The sequence below is a fragment of the Nitrosomonas sp. Nm33 genome, assembly GCF_900107265.1.
Lineage (GTDB): Bacteria > Pseudomonadota > Gammaproteobacteria > Burkholderiales > Nitrosomonadaceae > Nitrosomonas.
Window position 1 is genome coordinate 1 of record NZ_FNPJ01000003.1, and the last position, 17,279, is coordinate 17,279.

Annotated in this window: 13 protein-coding genes; 8 read left to right on the forward strand and 5 right to left on the reverse strand. The window is 42.6% G+C overall.

Annotation, left to right across the window (positions count from 1 at the left end):
• Window positions 1-66 precede the first annotated feature (66 nt).
• From glcF to BLV54_RS00995, 4 genes are read right to left on the reverse strand one after another with little or no spacing between them, the layout of a single operon-like run.
• On the reverse strand, window positions 67-1,338 hold the full coding sequence (gene glcF, locus BLV54_RS00980; protein ID WP_090566469.1) for a glycolate oxidase subunit GlcF: 1,272 nt from the start codon (window positions 1,336-1,338) through the stop codon (window positions 67-69).
• 4 nt (window positions 1,339-1,342) lie between these two features.
• Window positions 1,343-2,416, reverse strand: coding sequence for a glycolate oxidase subunit GlcE (gene glcE, locus BLV54_RS00985; RefSeq protein ID WP_090566471.1), 1,074 nt, complete (start codon window positions 2,414-2,416; stop codon window positions 1,343-1,345).
• A gap of 52 nt (window positions 2,417-2,468) precedes the next feature.
• Window positions 2,469-3,923, reverse strand: a complete 1,455-nt coding sequence (locus tag BLV54_RS00990) for an FAD-linked oxidase C-terminal domain-containing protein (RefSeq protein WP_090566474.1) — start codon at window positions 3,921-3,923, stop codon at window positions 2,469-2,471.
• 9 nt (window positions 3,924-3,932) lie between these two features.
• Window positions 3,933-4,826, reverse strand: a complete 894-nt coding sequence (locus BLV54_RS00995; protein WP_090566666.1) for a 2-hydroxy-3-oxopropionate reductase — start codon at window positions 4,824-4,826, stop codon at window positions 3,933-3,935.
• Window positions 4,827-5,074: 248 nt separating this feature from the next.
• Between BLV54_RS00995 and carA the strand changes: the two genes are divergently transcribed.
• From carA to greA, 3 genes are all read left to right on the forward strand, one after another.
• Window positions 5,075-6,232 carry a glutamine-hydrolyzing carbamoyl-phosphate synthase small subunit gene (gene carA / locus BLV54_RS01000; protein ID WP_090566669.1) on the forward strand — a complete coding sequence of 386 codons (1,158 nt, stop codon included), beginning with the start codon at window positions 5,075-5,077 and terminating at the stop codon, window positions 6,230-6,232.
• Between the two features lie 47 nt (window positions 6,233-6,279).
• Window positions 6,280-9,477: a carbamoyl-phosphate synthase large subunit gene (gene carB, locus BLV54_RS01005; protein WP_090566477.1), complete on the forward strand. Its 3,198-nt coding sequence runs from the start codon at window positions 6,280-6,282 to the stop codon at window positions 9,475-9,477.
• Window positions 9,478-9,538: 61 nt separating this feature from the next.
• A complete protein-coding gene (gene greA / locus BLV54_RS01010; protein ID WP_090566480.1) occupies window positions 9,539-10,015 on the forward strand; it encodes a transcription elongation factor GreA in 477 nt (158 codons plus the stop codon).
• A gap of 43 nt (window positions 10,016-10,058) precedes the next feature.
• Here the strand turns inward: greA and yhbY are convergent, their stop codons facing one another.
• Window positions 10,059-10,388 carry a ribosome assembly RNA-binding protein YhbY gene (gene yhbY / locus BLV54_RS01015; protein WP_090566483.1) on the reverse strand — a complete coding sequence of 110 codons (330 nt, stop codon included), beginning with the start codon at window positions 10,386-10,388 and terminating at the stop codon, window positions 10,059-10,061.
• Window positions 10,389-10,424: 36 nt separating this feature from the next.
• Between yhbY and BLV54_RS01020 the strand changes: the two genes are divergently transcribed.
• The 5 genes from BLV54_RS01020 to cysG all read left to right on the forward strand — a co-directional run bounded on the left by BLV54_RS01020 (window position 10,425) and on the right by cysG (window position 17,271).
• Complete coding sequence (locus tag BLV54_RS01020; RefSeq protein ID WP_090566486.1) at window positions 10,425-11,045, forward strand: RlmE family RNA methyltransferase; 621 nt, start codon at window positions 10,425-10,427, stop codon at window positions 11,043-11,045.
• Between the two features lie 158 nt (window positions 11,046-11,203).
• Window positions 11,204-13,108 carry an ATP-dependent zinc metalloprotease FtsH gene (gene ftsH, locus BLV54_RS01025; protein WP_090566488.1) on the forward strand — a complete coding sequence of 635 codons (1,905 nt, stop codon included), beginning with the start codon at window positions 11,204-11,206 and terminating at the stop codon, window positions 13,106-13,108.
• 120 nt (window positions 13,109-13,228) lie between these two features.
• Entirely contained in the window at window positions 13,229-14,062 is an 834-nt protein-coding gene (gene folP, locus BLV54_RS01030) for a dihydropteroate synthase (protein ID WP_256329013.1), read from the forward strand.
• A 29-nt stretch (window positions 14,063-14,091) separates the two neighbouring features.
• Window positions 14,092-15,456, forward strand: coding sequence for a phosphoglucosamine mutase (gene glmM / locus BLV54_RS01035; RefSeq protein WP_090566491.1), 1,365 nt, complete (start codon window positions 14,092-14,094; stop codon window positions 15,454-15,456).
• Between the two features lie 411 nt (window positions 15,457-15,867).
• Window positions 15,868-17,271, forward strand: a complete 1,404-nt coding sequence (cysG, locus tag BLV54_RS01040) for a siroheme synthase CysG (RefSeq protein WP_090566494.1) — start codon at window positions 15,868-15,870, stop codon at window positions 17,269-17,271.
• Window positions 17,272-17,279 lie beyond the last annotated feature (8 nt).

The window sequence follows — 17,279 nt, forward strand, 5'->3', positions numbered from 1 at the left end:
ATACGATACGACAAACTAAAGAGAAATTATGAAAGTATGGTTGCCATGGCATGCGGGTATCTGTGGCTACCTGTGTGAAATGTCAACAGACCCTAGTATTTCATCCAAAACTTCTATCCAGTGCCTGACGGATAATGAGGTACCGCTTTGTAGATGCATTAAGCAACCAATATTTGCAGTTACGAGCTGATCTGGTTTCTCGGCAGTAAGGTTAATTAATTTTTCTTTGAGCAATTGTTGAGATAATTTTGGCTGAAGGATGGAGTAAGTGCCAGCAGAACCACAACAAAGGTGAGCATTTTTAACAGAACAAAGCGTAAAACCAGCAATACCTAGTATTTTCTCGACAACACCGCGAATCTGCATACCATGCTGGAGCGTACAAGGAGAATGAAACGCAAGCTTTGTTTTGTCATATGGTTCTGATTTTTCAAGGAGAGTGGCCAGGTTATCTGTTTCTGCTGCTAAGATTTCACTGATATCTTTGGCTAATGCTGAGATTTGTGTAGCTTTTTCCTCATAAGCTGGATCGTGGTGCAATAAATGCCCGTAATCCTTGATTGTGACTCCACAACCGCTTGCTGTAATCACGATGGCTTCTATCGGCTGTGTATTCTTTTTTTCATCAATAAGTGACCACCAGGCATCGATATTGCGGCGCATGTGATTCAATCCATCTTGCTGAGTATCAAGATGGTAAGAGAGCGCGCCACAACAGCCTGCTTTTTCTGCCGTAATTAGCGAAATTCCAAGCTTATCGAGAACGCGCGCGGTAGCAATATTGATGTTAGGTGAAAGCTCCGGCTGCACGCATCCATCGAGTACGAGCATGGTTCGTTGATGTTTTTTTGTTGGCCACTTTTTGTTATTTTGAATCTTGGGAGGGATTGATTTTTTTAATTTGCCCGGAAATAAAGGGCGAAAAAATTGGCCTATTTTGAACAATGATTTAAATAAATATCGGTTAGGCAGCGTTTTGTTCAATAAATAGCGGATGCTTCTCTCACGCATGCCACGTGTTACATTTTTGTGAATAACACCTCGCCCAATATCGAGTAGTCGACCATATCGTACGCCAGAGGGACAGGTTGTTTCACAAGCGCGGCAAGTAAGGCATCTATCAAGATGACGCTGTGTTTTCTGTGTGACTGGCTGCCCTTCCAGGACTTGTTTCATCAAGTAAATGCGACCTCGTGGGCTATCCAGTTCATCTCCCAATAATTGATAAGTGGGGCACGTGGCCAGGCAAAAGCCGCAATGTACACAGGATCTCAATATGGCATCAGCTTCCTGGCCTTCCGGGGTGTGTTTAATAAAATCAGCAAGATTAGTCTGCATTGGTTTAGTACTCCGAATATATTCGTCCTGGGTTGAATATTCCGGCAGGATCAAATTTTTGTTTCAAGCGCTTATGGAGTGTCATCATATAAGTAGTTAAGGGATGAAAAACCTGAGCAGAGGATTTTTCACCATAAAACAAGGTAGCATGTCCGCCTGCAGCTTCTGCTTGCGATCGAATTGCTTTTTCATTTAAATTTTCATCGCTCGCCAGCCAGCGCAATGCACCACCCCATTCTAATAATTGTTGTCCTGGCAATAATAGCTTCGGGGTAGAAGATTTGATTGATAAGCGCCACAGCCTCCCCCCCGAATGAAAGAAGGGGTGAGTATGCTCACGTATGGATTGCCAGAACGATTTTCCTTGTTTAATTTCTTCTCCACCAAGTTTAAGACGGGCGGCATGCACGGCAGACTCGGCGCCGGAGAGTCTCACAAAAAGATTATCATTATAAAAGCAGGTGGCAGAAATAGGTAATGGTTTACTTGCCCATTGATGCATCTTGTCAATCGCTTCGGATTCTTTCATCTGCATGCCTAGAGTTATTTCCATTGATGGTAGCGGCAATACCTTGAGTGAAACTTCCAACAGAACTCCTAGGGTCCCCATTGCGCCTGTTACAAAACGTGAAACATCATAACCAGCAACATTTTTCATTACCTGCCCGCCAAAATGTAAATCATCCCCTCTGCCATCAAGCATACGTACCCCGAGCACAAAATCACGGACTGCTCCAGTATATGCTCTTCGGGGTCCAGATAGCCCAGTAGCGATACAGCCACCCAATGTTGCATTTTCACTAAAATGAGGCGGCTCAAAAGCCAGCATCTGATGATGTTCGGATAATATCGTTTCAAGATCAACCAGGCGTGTACCTGTTCGTGCGGTTACGACAAGTTCACTTGGTTCGTAATTTACGATGCCGGAATAAGTTGCTATATCAAGTGTGTCATACGCTTGACTAGTCAACTGGCCACCATAAAAATGTTTGCTGTTACCGCCACGTATATAGAGCGGTTTTTTGTTTTTCACCGCAGCATTAATAGCATGAATAAAGTGTTCAACTGCCTTTGGCATAAGGTAGAAAAGATAATGTGGTTTGGAGGGATTTTTCTAGTGTATTGCTCAATCAGAATCTAGGTATCGTTGGAAATTTATCTTCTCCACGATGTACATGCATAGCTCCTAATTCTGCGCAGCGATGAAGCGATGGAATAGCTTTTCCGGGATTTAGTAAGCCATCTGGATCAAAAGCTTGTTTGATTGCATGAAATAGGTTTCGTTCTGCAGATTTGAATTGAAGACACATTTGATCCAACTTTTCTACTCCAACGCCATGCTCTCCAGTGATCGTTCCGCCAGCTTCGATACATATTTCCAATATTCTAGCTCCGAAAGCTTCGGTTTTCTCTAATTCTCCAGGTTGATTGGCATCATAAAGTATTAGAGGGTGTAAATTACCATCACCCGCATGGAAAACATTCAAACAGCGCAATCCATATTCAGCAGAAAGGGTTTCAATGTCACGTAATACTTGGGCTAAGCGCTTGCGAGGAATCGTGCCATCCATGCAGTAGTAATCGGGAGATACTCTACCGGCAGCGGGAAAAGCAGCTTTGCGTCCCGCCCAGAAACGCAGTCGCTCTGATTCATCGCGTGAAATGCTGATTTTGATTGCGCCACTATCCTGCATGATTGTACTTATCTTTTGAATTTCATCTGCGACCTCTTCTGTCATGCCATCGGCTTCGCACAATAGGATGGCAGCAGCATCTAAATCATAGCCGGCATGCAAAAAATCCTCCACTGCATGGATAGTGATTTTATCCATCATCTCCATACCAGCCGGAATAATTCCGGCGCTGATGATGTTAGCTACAGCGTCTGCAGCTTTTTGGACATCATTAAATGCTGCCATCACTAATTGTGCTTTTTCAGGTTTGGGAAGGAGTTTAACTGTGATCTCGGCGATGATACCTAGCAGTCCTTCACTGCCTGTCATTAAAGCCAGCAAATCATAGCCTGGGCTATCGAGTGCGCTACTTCCAATTTCGATTGCTTGGCCTTCCACGGTTAGCACTCGCAACTTGAGAATATTGTGTACCGTCAATCCATATTTCAGACAATGTACTCCGCCAGAATTTTCAGCTACGTTACCACCAATCGTGCACGCTATTTGTGATGAAGGATCAGGAGCATAATACAAACCGTATGGTGCAGCTGCCTCACTAATCGCCAAATTCCTTACCCCTGGTTGTACACGTGCCGTGCGTGCTACTGGATCGATTTCAAGTATGTGTTTCAATTTGGCGAGCGATAGCAAAATACCTTCATTATGAGGCAGCGCGCCACCAGATAGACCCGTTCCTGCACCACGCGCAACTACCGGAGTTTTGGTGGCATGGCAAATCTGTAGAATCTTGATCACTTCTTCTTCTGTTTGAGGGAGCGCAACGATCATCGGGGTTTGCCGATATGCAGATAAACCATCACATTCGTACGGTTTTAAATCCTCCGTTTCATATAGAACAGCATTATGAGGAAGAAAGGAGCACAGTTTACTGATTAATTCGAAACGGGACATAGGTCGATATCATTCTTTTATTTGATGATTGGCTAATTTTTCAAGAATACAAACAAGGGCGGAGTTATCCCACTTGGCGCCTCCATGAGCAATGCATGCATTATAAAGCGATTCGGTTGTAGCTGTATTGGGTAAACTTACGCCTAAGTCAGATGCACATGAAAGGGCGATAGCGAGATCTTTCTGTTGCAATTCGATCCGGAATCCTGGATCAAATAAACGTTTGATCATGCGATTTCCATGAACCTCAAGAACACGTGAGGAGGCGAAACCTCCCAGCAAAGCTTGTCGCACTCTTGCCGGATCAGCACCCGCCTTGGATGCAAACAGGAGTGCCTCGCCTACCGCTTCTATTGTAAGCGCAACTATAATCTGGTTTGCAATTTTGCAAATTTGACCCGTACCATTAGCACCTATCAACGTGATTGTTTGTCCCATCAAACCAAGTATGGGCTTTATTTTTTCAAATACACTTTCGTCGGCTCCGACCATGATGGTTAGTGTAGCATTCTTCGCGCCCACATCACCTCCCGAAACAGGAGCGTCCACATAATCACAACCTAGTTGATTGATTCTGTTCGCGAATTTTATGGTTTCGAGAGGAGAGATAGAACTCATATCCACAATTATTCTTTTAGCAGGATTTTCATTCAAAGCATCAGCGATTCCATTATGACCAAATAAAACTTTTTCAACATCAGGTGTATCAGGTAGCATCAGAAAAATAATTTCTGCATTTTGAGCGACTTCTTTGGGTGAAGCGCAATTCTTGCCGCCTTGTTTGATAAGTTCCTCAGGTACGCCGCTACGAGAATGCAGAAATAATTTGTGCCCACCACGAATAAGATGTCCTGCCATGGGCGTCCCCATGATACCTAAACCAATAAAGCCAATATTATTTATCACTCAATCTCCTTTAAGGATATTATTTTCTTTCTGTCAGCAAAAAATTGATCTGATCACACCTAATTTAGAGGGCTGATAATAACTAAAAAGTGTTTTGTTGATAATGCTATAATTTTGTTTACTTGACAGTGTGCTTACTGTTCATAGAAAACTCACTTTATCTCACGTATAATCAATAGAGATTTTGAACGTGGGCATTGCAAGTCTACGTCTTTATGTCTGGTCAGATCCACAAGGAGCCTTTTGTGTCACAACATCCACGTGCTATCCTCGTTTTGGAAGATGGCACTGTTTTTCATGGAATTTCTGTCGGTGTTGAAGGGGTAACTACTGGCGAGGTTGCTTTTAATACAGCTATGACAGGTTATCAAGAAATTCTTACTGATCCTTCCTATTGTCGTCAAATCATCACGCTTACTTATCCCCATATTGGTAACACTGGGACTAATTCAGAAGATATAGAATCATCAAATATAGACAAAGTCTATGCTGCCGGTTTAGTGGTGCGTGATTTACCTGCCGTTTCTAGTAATTGGCGAAAAACTGAATCACTCCCTACCTTTCTCAAAAATCAGAAAGTTGTTGCCATTGCTGAGATTGATACCCGTAAGCTTACACGTATTTTAAGAGAAAAAGGGGCTCAAGCAGGCTGTATTATGGCTGGTAAGATCGATGAATCCAAAGCATTGCAGGAAGCTAGAGCATTTCCAGGATTAGCCGGTATGGATCTTGCGAAGGTCGTTAGCTGCAATCAAGCATACGAATGGAAGGAGGGTGAATGGAAGTTGGGGGGTGGGTATCATATCCAGCAAACAACACACTTCCATGTTGCTGCTCTTGACTATGGAATTAAACGCACCATATTGCGAAAGCTGGTGCAACGTCATTGCAAAGTAACAGTATTTCCAGCACAAACACCGGTAAATGAAATTCTAGCCTTGCAGCCTGATGGTATATTCTTATCAAATGGACCTGGTGACCCAGAACCCTGTAATTATGCGATTAATACTACCCAAAGGTTGCTGGAAGAAAAAATCCCGCTTTTTGGTATTTGCCTGGGCCATCAGATACTTGCACTTGCAATTGGCGCTAAAACAATCAAAATGAAATTTGGTCACCATGGTGGAAATCACCCTGTCCAAGATCTGGACAATGGTCGAGTGATCATCACAAGTCAGAACCATGGATTCGCTGTAGATATAAATACGCTTCCATCCCATGCACGTATTACCCATCTTTCGCTATTTGATAATAGTTTGCAAGGCTTTGAACTTACTGAAAATCCGGCTTTTACTTTTCAAGGGCATCCGGAAGCGAGCCCTGGTCCACACGATGTGGATTATTTATTCGATCGTTTTATCGGTCAGATGAATCAGCGTAAAAAAAGCCAATTTGAATCATAGTAGCTTGTATACATACTCAGTTTTACAGATTGCCTGGTTAGAGGAATATGCCTAAACGTACTGACTTAAAATCCATTCTCATCATCGGAGCTGGGCCAATTGTCATTGGTCAGGCCTGCGAATTCGACTACTCCGGTGTACAGGCATGCAAAGCCTTGCGTGAAGAAGGTTATCGTATTGTTCTGATTAACTCCAATCCTGCGACAATTATGACTGATCCAGGAATAGCCGATGCAACGTATATCGAACCCATCACTTGGACGATGATTGAGAAGATTATTGAGATTGAGCGTCCTGATGCCCTATTGCCAACAATGGGGGGGCAAACAGCCCTGAATTGCGCGCTTGATTTAGTTAAACATGGTGTTCTCGAAAAATATGGTGTGGAGCTCATTGGCGCGTCCCGTGAGGCCATTGATAAAGCTGAAGATCGGGAAAAATTTAAAGAGGCGATGTCGCGAATTGGGTTAAATTCAGCACGTTCTGCAGTCGCGCATAGCCTGGAAGAAGCATTGCAAGTCCAGGCCATGATTGGTTATCCTGCTATTATTAGGCCATCATTCACTTTGGGTGGCAGCGGGGGAGGTATTGCATATAATCGTGAAGAATTCGTTGAAATTTGCGAGCGTGGATTGGATATTTCCCCAACTAAGGAGCTCCTTATCGAAGAATCAGTCATTGGCTGGAAAGAATTTGAAATGGAGGTGGTGCGTGATAAACATGACAACTGCATCATTGTATGCTCTATTGAAAATTTTGATCCAATGGGTATCCATACCGGTGACTCGATTACAGTTGCGCCAGCACAAACTCTCACTGACAAAGAGTATCAGCTCATGCGTAATGCATCTATTGCAGTGTTACGTGAAATTGGTGTAGAGACGGGTGGCTCCAACGTGCAATTTGCCATCAATCCGCAAGATGGTCGTATGTTGGTTATTGAAATGAATCCACGTGTATCACGCTCTTCAGCATTGGCGTCCAAAGCAACAGGATTTCCCATCGCTAAAATTGCTGCCAAGCTGGCAGTCGGATATACGCTTAATGAGCTTGGTAACGATATTACCGGAGGGATGACGCCTGCTTCTTTTGAACCAACAATTGATTATGTGGTAACTAAGGTTCCACGCTTTGCTTTTGAAAAATTTCCTCAAGCTAATGATCGACTAACCACCCAGATGAAATCTGTAGGAGAGGTGATGGCTATTGGCCGTACTTTTCAGGAATCGCTACAAAAGGCATTGCGCGGATTGGAAACTGGCGTAGATGGTTTGGATGAAAAAACCACTGATATCGAAACCATTGAAACTGAGTTAGGTCATCCTGGTTCTGAACGCATCTGGTATATTGCTGATGCATTCCGTTGCAATATTTCATTTAATGAAATTCATCATCTCACACATATTGATCCTTGGTTTCTCTCACAAATTGAGGATTTAGTGAGACAAGAGCAAGCGCTTAGAGACAAAAAGCTAGACTCGCTCGATTTACAGGCATTGCGTAAATTGAAGCGATGTGGTTTTTCCGATCGGCGGTTGGCCAAATTGCTTAATACAAGTGAGACGGCTGTGCGAGCACGTAGGCATCAAGAAAATTTACGCCCTGTTTACAAGCATGTTGATACCTGTGCAGCAGAATTTGCTACCTATACGAGTTATTTATATTCCACTTACGAAGAGGAATGCGAAGCAAATCCCAGTGACAGAAAGAAAATTGTTGTGCTGGGTGGCGGGCCTAATCGAATTGGTCAAGGGATTGAATTTGACTATTGCTGTGTTCATGCATCCCTTGCTTTACGTGAAGATGGATATGAAACCATCATGATCAATTGTAATCCAGAAACGGTATCCACAGATTATGATATTTCTGATCGATTGTATTTTGAATCGCTTACGCTGGAAGATGTGCTTGAAATTGTAGCAATAGAGAAACCGGCGGGTGTTATTGTGCAATATGGTGGTCAAACGCCTCTTAAGCTTGCACGGGAACTTGAAGCTAATGGTGTCCCCATTATTGGTACCAGTCCAGATATGATAGATTGTGCCGAAGATCGTGAGCGTTTTCAGGAGATGCTTCACAAGTTAGGGTTAAAACAGCCGCCTAATCGTACAGTGCGCAGCGCTGAGGCTGCCTTGTCAGCAGCAAGTGACATTGGTTATCCTTTAGTCGTTCGTCCCAGTTATGTGCTTGGTGGTCGTGCTATGGAAATTGTTCATGAGCAACGTGATCTCGAGCGCTACATGCGTGAAGCCGTCAAAGTATCCAATGATTCACCCGTTCTGCTAGATCATTTTCTTACCAATGCGACTGAAGTAGATGTCGATGCAATATTTGATGGAGAAACCGTTTTAGTTGGTGGAATAATGGAGCATATTGAGCAGGCAGGTGTCCATTCAGGGGATTCTGCTTGTTCTCTTCCTCCCTTTAATCTCTCCTCAGCCATGCAAGATGAATTGCGTCGGCAAACCGGAATGATGGCTCGTGCTCTCAATGTAAAAGGATTAATGAACGTACAGTTTGCTATTCAGAATGAGACTGTGTTTGTACTGGAAGTCAATCCCAGGGCATCTCGTACGGTTCCTTTTGTCTCTAAGGCAACTGGCCTTCAGCTAGCAAAGATTGCTGCACGCTGCATGGTTGGTAAGAAAATAGCCGATCAAGGTATTTTAAAAGAAGTTGAATTGTCCTTTTTTTCAGTGAAAGAAGCGGTTTTCCCTTTTGCTAAACTCTCCGGCGTAGATACTATATTGGGACCTGAGATGAAATCTACAGGGGAAGTCATGGGAGTGGGTTCTACTTTTGCAGAGGCATTCGTTAAATCGCAGCTTGCTACTGGTGTTCGGTTACCCATGACTGGTAAAATTTTTATCAGCGTGCGTGGCAGTGACAAACCAGAGGCTGTTAGTATTGCTCAAAAATTTGCAAAGCTAGGATTCACTATTTATGCCACTCATGGTACTGCGGAAGCGATGGCTGAGGCTGGTTTGGTGGTCAATAAAATAAATAAGGTTGCAGAGGGCCGGCCACATATCGTTGATATGATCAAAAATGGAGAAATTTGTCTGATTATTAATACAGTTTCCGATAAGCGAAGCGCAGTTCAGGATTCATATTCGATCCGGCATGCTGCGTTACAAGCGAGAGTTACATATTACACGACTATGGCTGGAGCTCGTGCAGCATGTATGGGTATCGCTGAAATGCGTGAGTTGCAAGCCTATAACTTACAAAAACTACATGCATAATGAAAAAGATTGAATTCCAAATAAATAATATAAAATCGATAATAAAAGGTGGAAAAGTGTTATGAGTCCAGTTCCATTAACCGTGAGAGGTGCAGAAAAACTGCGTGCAGAATTACATGAAATGAAAACTGTACAGCGCCCTGCTGTCATTGCCGCTATTGCAGAAGCGCGTGCTCATGGTGATCTTTCTGAGAATGCTGAATATGACGCGGCAAAGGAAAAGCAAGGGTTTATTGAAGGACGCATTGCTGAACTGGAGGCCAAGCTTTCAAACGCTCAGATCATCAACCCTGAGCTGCTAAATGCGGATGGCGCCTGTGTTTTTGGTGCTACGATCGATCTTAAGGATATGAACAGTGAAGTGATAGTAACCTACCAAATTGTAGGGGATGACGAGGCTGATATTAAAGAAGGAAAGATTTCTATCAGCTCTCCAATTTCCCGTGCATTGATCGGTAAGTATGCGGGTGATATAGCAGTAGTAGAAGCGCCAGGAGGTATCAGGGAATATGAAATTCTGGATGTAAAATACATTTAGTGTATTGATTAATTCCTTCTAGAACCTTCTAGAAGGATAATGATTAGTTTCTTGTGATTAAGGTGGTTTCTTGAGAAATCTTAGCAGGTGACTCTCTTTCTTCGGGTTCTGGACGATAAATGACTAGAATTTTACCAATATGATTTATAGGAAAGGCTTCCAATCGCTGACAGATTTCTTCAAGCAATAAGGCTCTCTCTTTTCTATCTCCATTCAATATTTTAATTTTGATAAGCTCGTGGCTTGAGAGACCTCTATCGAGTTCGTTTATTACGCCTGTTGATAGACCCTCTTTACCTATAATCACGACTGGATTAATGTGATGAGCTTGCGCAGCAAGCGATCGGCGTTGGGAAGTATTAAGTTTCAACATAGATAAATTCTTTATAAAATTCTATTTTACTACGTGATGAAGTCTGCTAAAACTAGTAAAGCATGGATGACAGAACATGTTAATGATTTTTTTGTCAAACAAGCAAAAAAAGAAGGTTATCGCTCGCGAGCAGCATATAAATTAAAAGAAATTGCTGAGCGCGATCAACTTTTTAAACCAGGAATGACAGTTATAGATTTGGGCGCAGCACCTGGCGGTTGGTCACAAGTAGCAATTGAAAAAATAGGAAAAAGTGGGAGAGTTTTTGCATTAGACATACTCGAGATGCCCTCCTTATCAGGTGTTACTTTTATCCAGGGTGATTTCAGCGAAGAAGCAATTCTGAAAAAATTTAAAATTTGTCTTGGAAATTATCCCATAGATCTTGTAATTTCAGATATGTCACCAAATATAGCTGGTATAGGAGTCAGTGACCATGCACGCAGTACTTATCTTGCTGAATTGGCATTGATGTTCTCCAGGGAGCAATTGAACCCGGGTGGGAATTTCCTTGTCAAATTTTTTCAAGGAAGTAATTTCGATCAATATCTGAAGGATATGCGAGCAAGCTTTAAAAAAGTAGTTATTCGTAAACCTAAGGCATCACGAGATCGGAGTAGCGAACTATATTTATTGGGGTTAGGGAAAATCTGTTAGACTGAATATCCGTTTTGTCAATTGAATGGCGGATATTAAGTTTTGTTTTAACCAGATACTTTCAAATAACCAGTTTTGTCACAAATATTACAAAATAGGATTAGAATGAGAAATTTAACATTCTGGCACATCATTAAGGTGCAAACCAAGGGGCTATCATGAATAATCTAATTAAAAATATGGCTATTTGGCTGGTGATTGCGTTGGTGCTAATGACAGTATTCAATCAATTCACTGTACGTCAATCATTACAGGCGCCGCTGGAGTACTCTCAGTTCATCAATGAAATGAATCAAGGCAGGATTGCGAAAGTGATTATTGATGGGCGCACGCTTAAAGGAACCAAATCAGATGGTCGGCAATTTATAACTTATGCACCGTCAGATCCGTGGCTAGTCAGTGATCTGCTCAGAGCAGGGGTGATCGTCGAAGCTAAACCAGAAGAAGAGCCTTCTATGCTAATGAGCATATTCGTTTCATGGTTCCCTATGCTATTGCTGATTGGAGTATGGATTTTCTTCATGCGTCAAATGCAAGGTGGTGGACGAAGTGGCGGAGCATTTTCTTTTGGTAAGAGTAAAGCCAGGATGTTGGATAAAAATAGTAATCACGTGACATTTGCAGATGTTGCGGGTTGCGAAGAAGCAAAAGAAGAAGTAGCAGAGTTAGTTGAGTTTCTGAGAGATCCTACAAAATTCCAGAAATTAGGTGGACGTATCCCCCGAGGTGTGTTAATGGTGGGTAATCCAGGAACTGGAAAAACATTATTAGCCCGGGCTATAGCAGGAGAAGCGAAAGTTCCCTTTTTCAGTATTTCGGGTTCGGATTTTGTCGAGATGTTCGTGGGTGTTGGTGCATCCAGGGTAAGAGACATGTTTGAACAAGCCAAGAAACATGCGCCTTGCATTATTTTTATTGATGAGATTGATGCAGTTGGTCGTCAACGCGGTGCTGGTTTAGGTGGTGGAAATGATGAACGTGAGCAAACACTGAACCAATTACTGGTAGAGATGGATGGTTTTGAAGGCAATATGGGTGTAATCGTGATTGCGGCAACCAATCGTCCTGATGTACTTGATCCCGCTTTGTTACGTCCAGGTCGTTTTGATAGGCAAGTTACAGTTCCACTTCCTGATATTCGTGGTCGTGAGCAAATACTTCAGGTTCATATGCGGAAGGTGCCTATTTCTCCAGATGTCCATGCAGATATTATTGCAAGGGGAACACCTGGGATGTCAGGTGCAGATCTTGCAAATCTAGTTAATGAAGCAGCGTTGTTTGCAGCACGTGCTAACAAACGTTTAGTTGATATGGAGGATTTTGAGCGCGCAAAAGATAAGATCCTGATGGGTACTGAGCGACGCTCGGTGGTTATGCCTGAAAATGAACGGCGTAATACTGCTTATCATGAATCGGGGCATGCTGTGGTAGCTTATCTTTTACCAAAAACTGATCCTGTGCACAAAGTTTCAATCATCCCTCGTGGACGAGCACTGGGTGTGACGATGCAGCTGCCAGCTGAGGATAGATATAGTATGGATCGTGACCAGATTCTGCAAACTATCGCAGTAATGTTTGGGGGGCGTATCGCAGAAGAGATATTTATGAATCAAATGACTACAGGTGCTTCCAACGACTTTGAACGTGCTACTGAAACTGCCAGAAGAATGGTTACCCAATGGGGCATGTCTGATACACTTGGACCAATGGTTTACGGCGAAAATGAAAGTGAAGTGTTCCTGGGGCGATCAGTAACTACTCATAAGAATGTAAGTGAAGCGACTATGCAAAAAGTTGATATGGAAATTCGCCGTATTATTGATGATCAATATGCGCTTGCTCGTAAACTTATAGAGGAAAACAGTGATAAAATAGAAGCCATGACTAAAGCACTGCTTGAGTGGGAAACTATCGATAGCGAGCAAATCAAAGACATTATGGAAGGACGACCACCCCGTCCCCCACAATCGCCACAATCTCCAGCTTCAGTTAAGGAGAAAGAAGGTAAGCAATCTGCAGGAGCTATTGCAACTGAAACACCGGCACAAGAAGCTGAAGTATAATCAATAAAGGCTTTCCTAGATCAAATGGTCTGCGTATCAATTAGTACGCAGACCATATTTTTTATCCAGATAGTATATCTTTTGGTATTTTGCTAGGTACCTGATTTTCTTAGTCTTACAGTGAACCAATTGCAACAATTAAAACTGAATGATGGTCCTTATGTAATGGGGATCATTAATGTAACACCTGATTCATTTTCCGATCACGGCCTCTACGCAACAACAGATAAGGCTCTTGAGCTTGCTGAACGTTTGATTCAAGAAGGCGCAGATATATTAGATATTGGAGGTGAATCAACGCGACCTGGAAGTTTAGGTGTTAGTCTTGAAGAAGAGCTACGCCGTGTAATACCTGTGGTAGAGATTTTGTCTCAAAAAAATATTCCAATTTCTGTAGATACCTCTAAACCAGAAGTCATGCAAGCTGCGATAAGCGCTGGTGCGTCCATAATAAATGATGTGAATGCGTTGCAGGCGCCGGGTGCTATCGAAATTGTCGCAAAAAGCAGGGCAATAATCTGCTTAATGCATATGCAGGGAAAACCAAGAAGCATGCAAGAAAGCCCTTATTATGTTGATGTGGTTTCTGAAGTTAAAAGCTTTCTCCAGCATCGCATTGATATTGCAGTCTCAGGTGGTATTCCATACCATCGTCTCATCATAGATCCCGGCTTTGGTTTTGGTAAAACACTCAAACATAATCTTGAGTTACTCCGAAATCTCGATCAGTTTGTGCAAATGAACGTGCCCATCCTGGCAGGGTTATCGCGAAAATCCATGCTGGGAGCAATTACTGGGAATGATGTGGATAACCGAGTTCATGCGAGTGTAGCGGCAGCCTTATTTGCTGTCACTAAAGGTGCCAAAATTCTACGTGTCCATGATGTTAAGGCAACAAAGGACACTATCATGGTTCATAATGCATTAATTACAAGGAATAATGAGGGCAATTAACTTCTGGTTTTAAGGATTCAATTCGCAAAATGAATAAAAAATACTTTGGAACTGATGGTATTCGTGGACGAGTAGGGGAATTCCCCATCATACCTGAATTTATCATGCATCTTGGTTATTCGGCTGGGAAAATACTAGCCGCCTCTGATTGGCATCTTGCAAAAGGAGAACGACCAACAGTTCTGATAGGAAAAGACACGCGGGTATCAGGTTATATGTTTGAGTCTGCTCTGGAAGCAGGGTTTTCTGCCGCAGGTGTCGATGTCTTATTATCCGGACCATTACCTACCTCTGCAATTGCTTATTTAACCCGGGCTCTTCGCCTTCAAGCTGGAATTGTCATTTCTGCTTCGCATAATCTGTTCGAAGATAATGGCGTGAAATTCTTTTCGTCAGGAGGGACCAAATTACCTGATGACATAGAAATTAAAATAGAGGCAGGATTAAACAATCCAATTCAAACAATGCCTTCAGCAAAACTGGGGAAAGTACAACGTCTTAATGATGCAACAGGGCGTTATATCGAGTTTTGCAAAAGTACCTTTCCTTATGATCTTGATCTTCGTGGTTTACGTATTGTAGTAGATTGTGCTCATGGGGCGGCTTATCATATTGCTGGACATGTAATGCTTGAGCTGGGAGCAGATGTCATCACTATCTGTGCAGAACCAGATGGTTTTAATATCAATCACGAATGTGGAGCAACCCATATCACCACGTTACAGAATTCAGTTAAGCAACATGGAGCTGATCTTGGTATCGCGCTCGATGGTGATGGTGATCGTGTATTGATGGTTGATAAAGATGGAACTATCTATGATGGGGATGTTTTGCTTTATATTATTGCTAAACATCGTCAGCAAAAGAATATTCTGAAAGGTGGTGTGGTTGGCACGCTTATGACAAACCTAGCTATTGAGAAAGCTTTTGGGGAGCTTGGTATTCCTTTTATGAGAGCGCGCGTTGGTGATCGTCATGTGCTTGAATTACTGATAAAGAATAATTGGCAATTAGGTGGAGAAGGTTCTGGGCACATTGTATGTCTCGATAAGCATACAACAGGTGATGGAATCATTACAGCGCTGCAAATTTTGTATGCATTACGTGATACAGCCTTGACTTTGGCGAAGTTTACGCAGGATGTAGTACTATATCCGCAACGGTTAATTAATGTGAATGTTCCTAAAGGCTTTGATTTTCGTAATGATGTAACGATTACTTTGTCTACACAGCAGGCAGAAAGTGATCTTGGAAGCGATGGACGAATATTACTTCGTGCGTCTGGGACTGAACCACTCATCAGGGTAATGGTAGAAGGCAGGATGAAGCAAAAAGTTGATCATTGGGCAGAACAGATTGCTAATGCGGTTCAGCTTGCTGCTAATTTACAATAGATAGAAGATATAAATGATGGGGGATTGTACCTCAGTACTCATGCTCAATAACGCTTGATATCCTATAAAGAATTTGTAAATAATTAGTATGAAGGACTTGCTGATGTCGAGCCGAAAAAAATATGAGAGCCATCGGTCCAGGGATAAATAACCAAGTAGAATCAAATTAATCCAGCATGGCTTAATGAAAAGATCAAGTTGTTGGGTAACGAGGCAAATTGGATCTCAGAATTGATGAAGTACTAAAACTAAAAAGGAGATTATGATTTAACGACATAACTTATTTAGTATATTGCTAATCAATCTATCGCTGTTAAATCTACTTATCGGGAAAAATTGAAGCTCAAGAATTTTTCAATATACGAGAATGTTATAACGAGCAATAAACAAAATAAGAGATTTATCGGTTCTATGGACTTTCTGCCAATTTTTCTTAATATTAAAGAACGTAACTGTCTCGTCGTCGGTGGAGGAGAGGTTGCTGCCAGAAAGACCGTATTATTATTGAAAGCAGGAGCGCAAGTCAGCGTCGTATCTCCAAATCTTAATGATGAGCTAAGTAATCTTCTCCAGCGAGGCAGCATTGCTTATCATGCAGATACTTTTAACTCCATGCATCTGAGAGATGTGGTATTGGTGTTTGCTGCAACGAATGAACGCTCAGTCAATCAATATGTTTCTGAAACCGCTAATCGACTTGGTATACCGGTTAATATCGCTGATGATCCCGCATTGTGCTCATTTATCATGCCGTCGATATTGGATCGTTCCCCTATTCTAGTGGCCATTTCTAGTGGGGGAACATCACCTGTATTAGCAAGGTTATTACGCGCACGACTGGAGGCTTTGATACCAGAAGCTTATGGCCGTTTGGCCCATTATGCTGCTAAGTTCCGTGAGCATGTCAAGCGCCGTTTCAGCTCTCCCAAGAAGCGACGTTTATTCTGGGAAAAAATTTTACAAGGCCCATTTGCTGAAATGATTTTCTCGGGAAAAGATCAGGAGGCGCAAGCATATTTGCTTAGCTCGCTTGAGCACGAAACAAGCGAACTACCTTGCGGAGAAGTATATTTGGTAGGTGCCGGACCAGGTAATCCCGATTTACTTACCTTTTGTGCGATGCGTTTAATGCAGCAAGCTGATGTTGTCGTATACGATCGTTTAGTATCTCCAGCCATACTCGATATGGTAAGACGCGACGCAACGCGTATCTATGCAGGGAAGGAGCGCGATAAGCATGTTTTACCACAAGAATCAATCAATCATTTATTGGTAAGATTAGCAAGAGAAGGAAAGCGAGTACTTCGACTGAAAGGAGGTGATCCTTTTATTTTTGGCCGAGGCGGCGAAGAAATTGAAACATTATCTCAGCATCACATTCCTTTTCAGGTAGTGCCAGGAATCACAGCAGCATCAGGCGTTGCTTCCTATGCAGGTATTCCGCTTACCCATCGTGATTATGCCCAATCCTGCATTTTCGTTACGGGGCATCTCAAAAACAACACTATCAATTTAGATTGGCAGGCGTTAGCCAGACCGCAACAGACTATCGTGATTTATATGGGATTGCTTGGATTACCCGTACTGTGCGAGCAGCTTATCGCGCATGGTCTTCCAGCATCGACACCAGCAGCCATTATACAGCAGGGAACCACTCACAAACAGCGCGTCGTAATTGGCTCGCTAGAAACATTACCTGCCCTTGCTTCGGCTGCTAACTTGGTTCCCCCAACGCTCATTATTGTTGGAGAAGTGGTCAAATTACATCAAAAATTAGCCTGGTTTGAGCCCATATGTGATTCCGATGGAGAGTAATTAGAGGG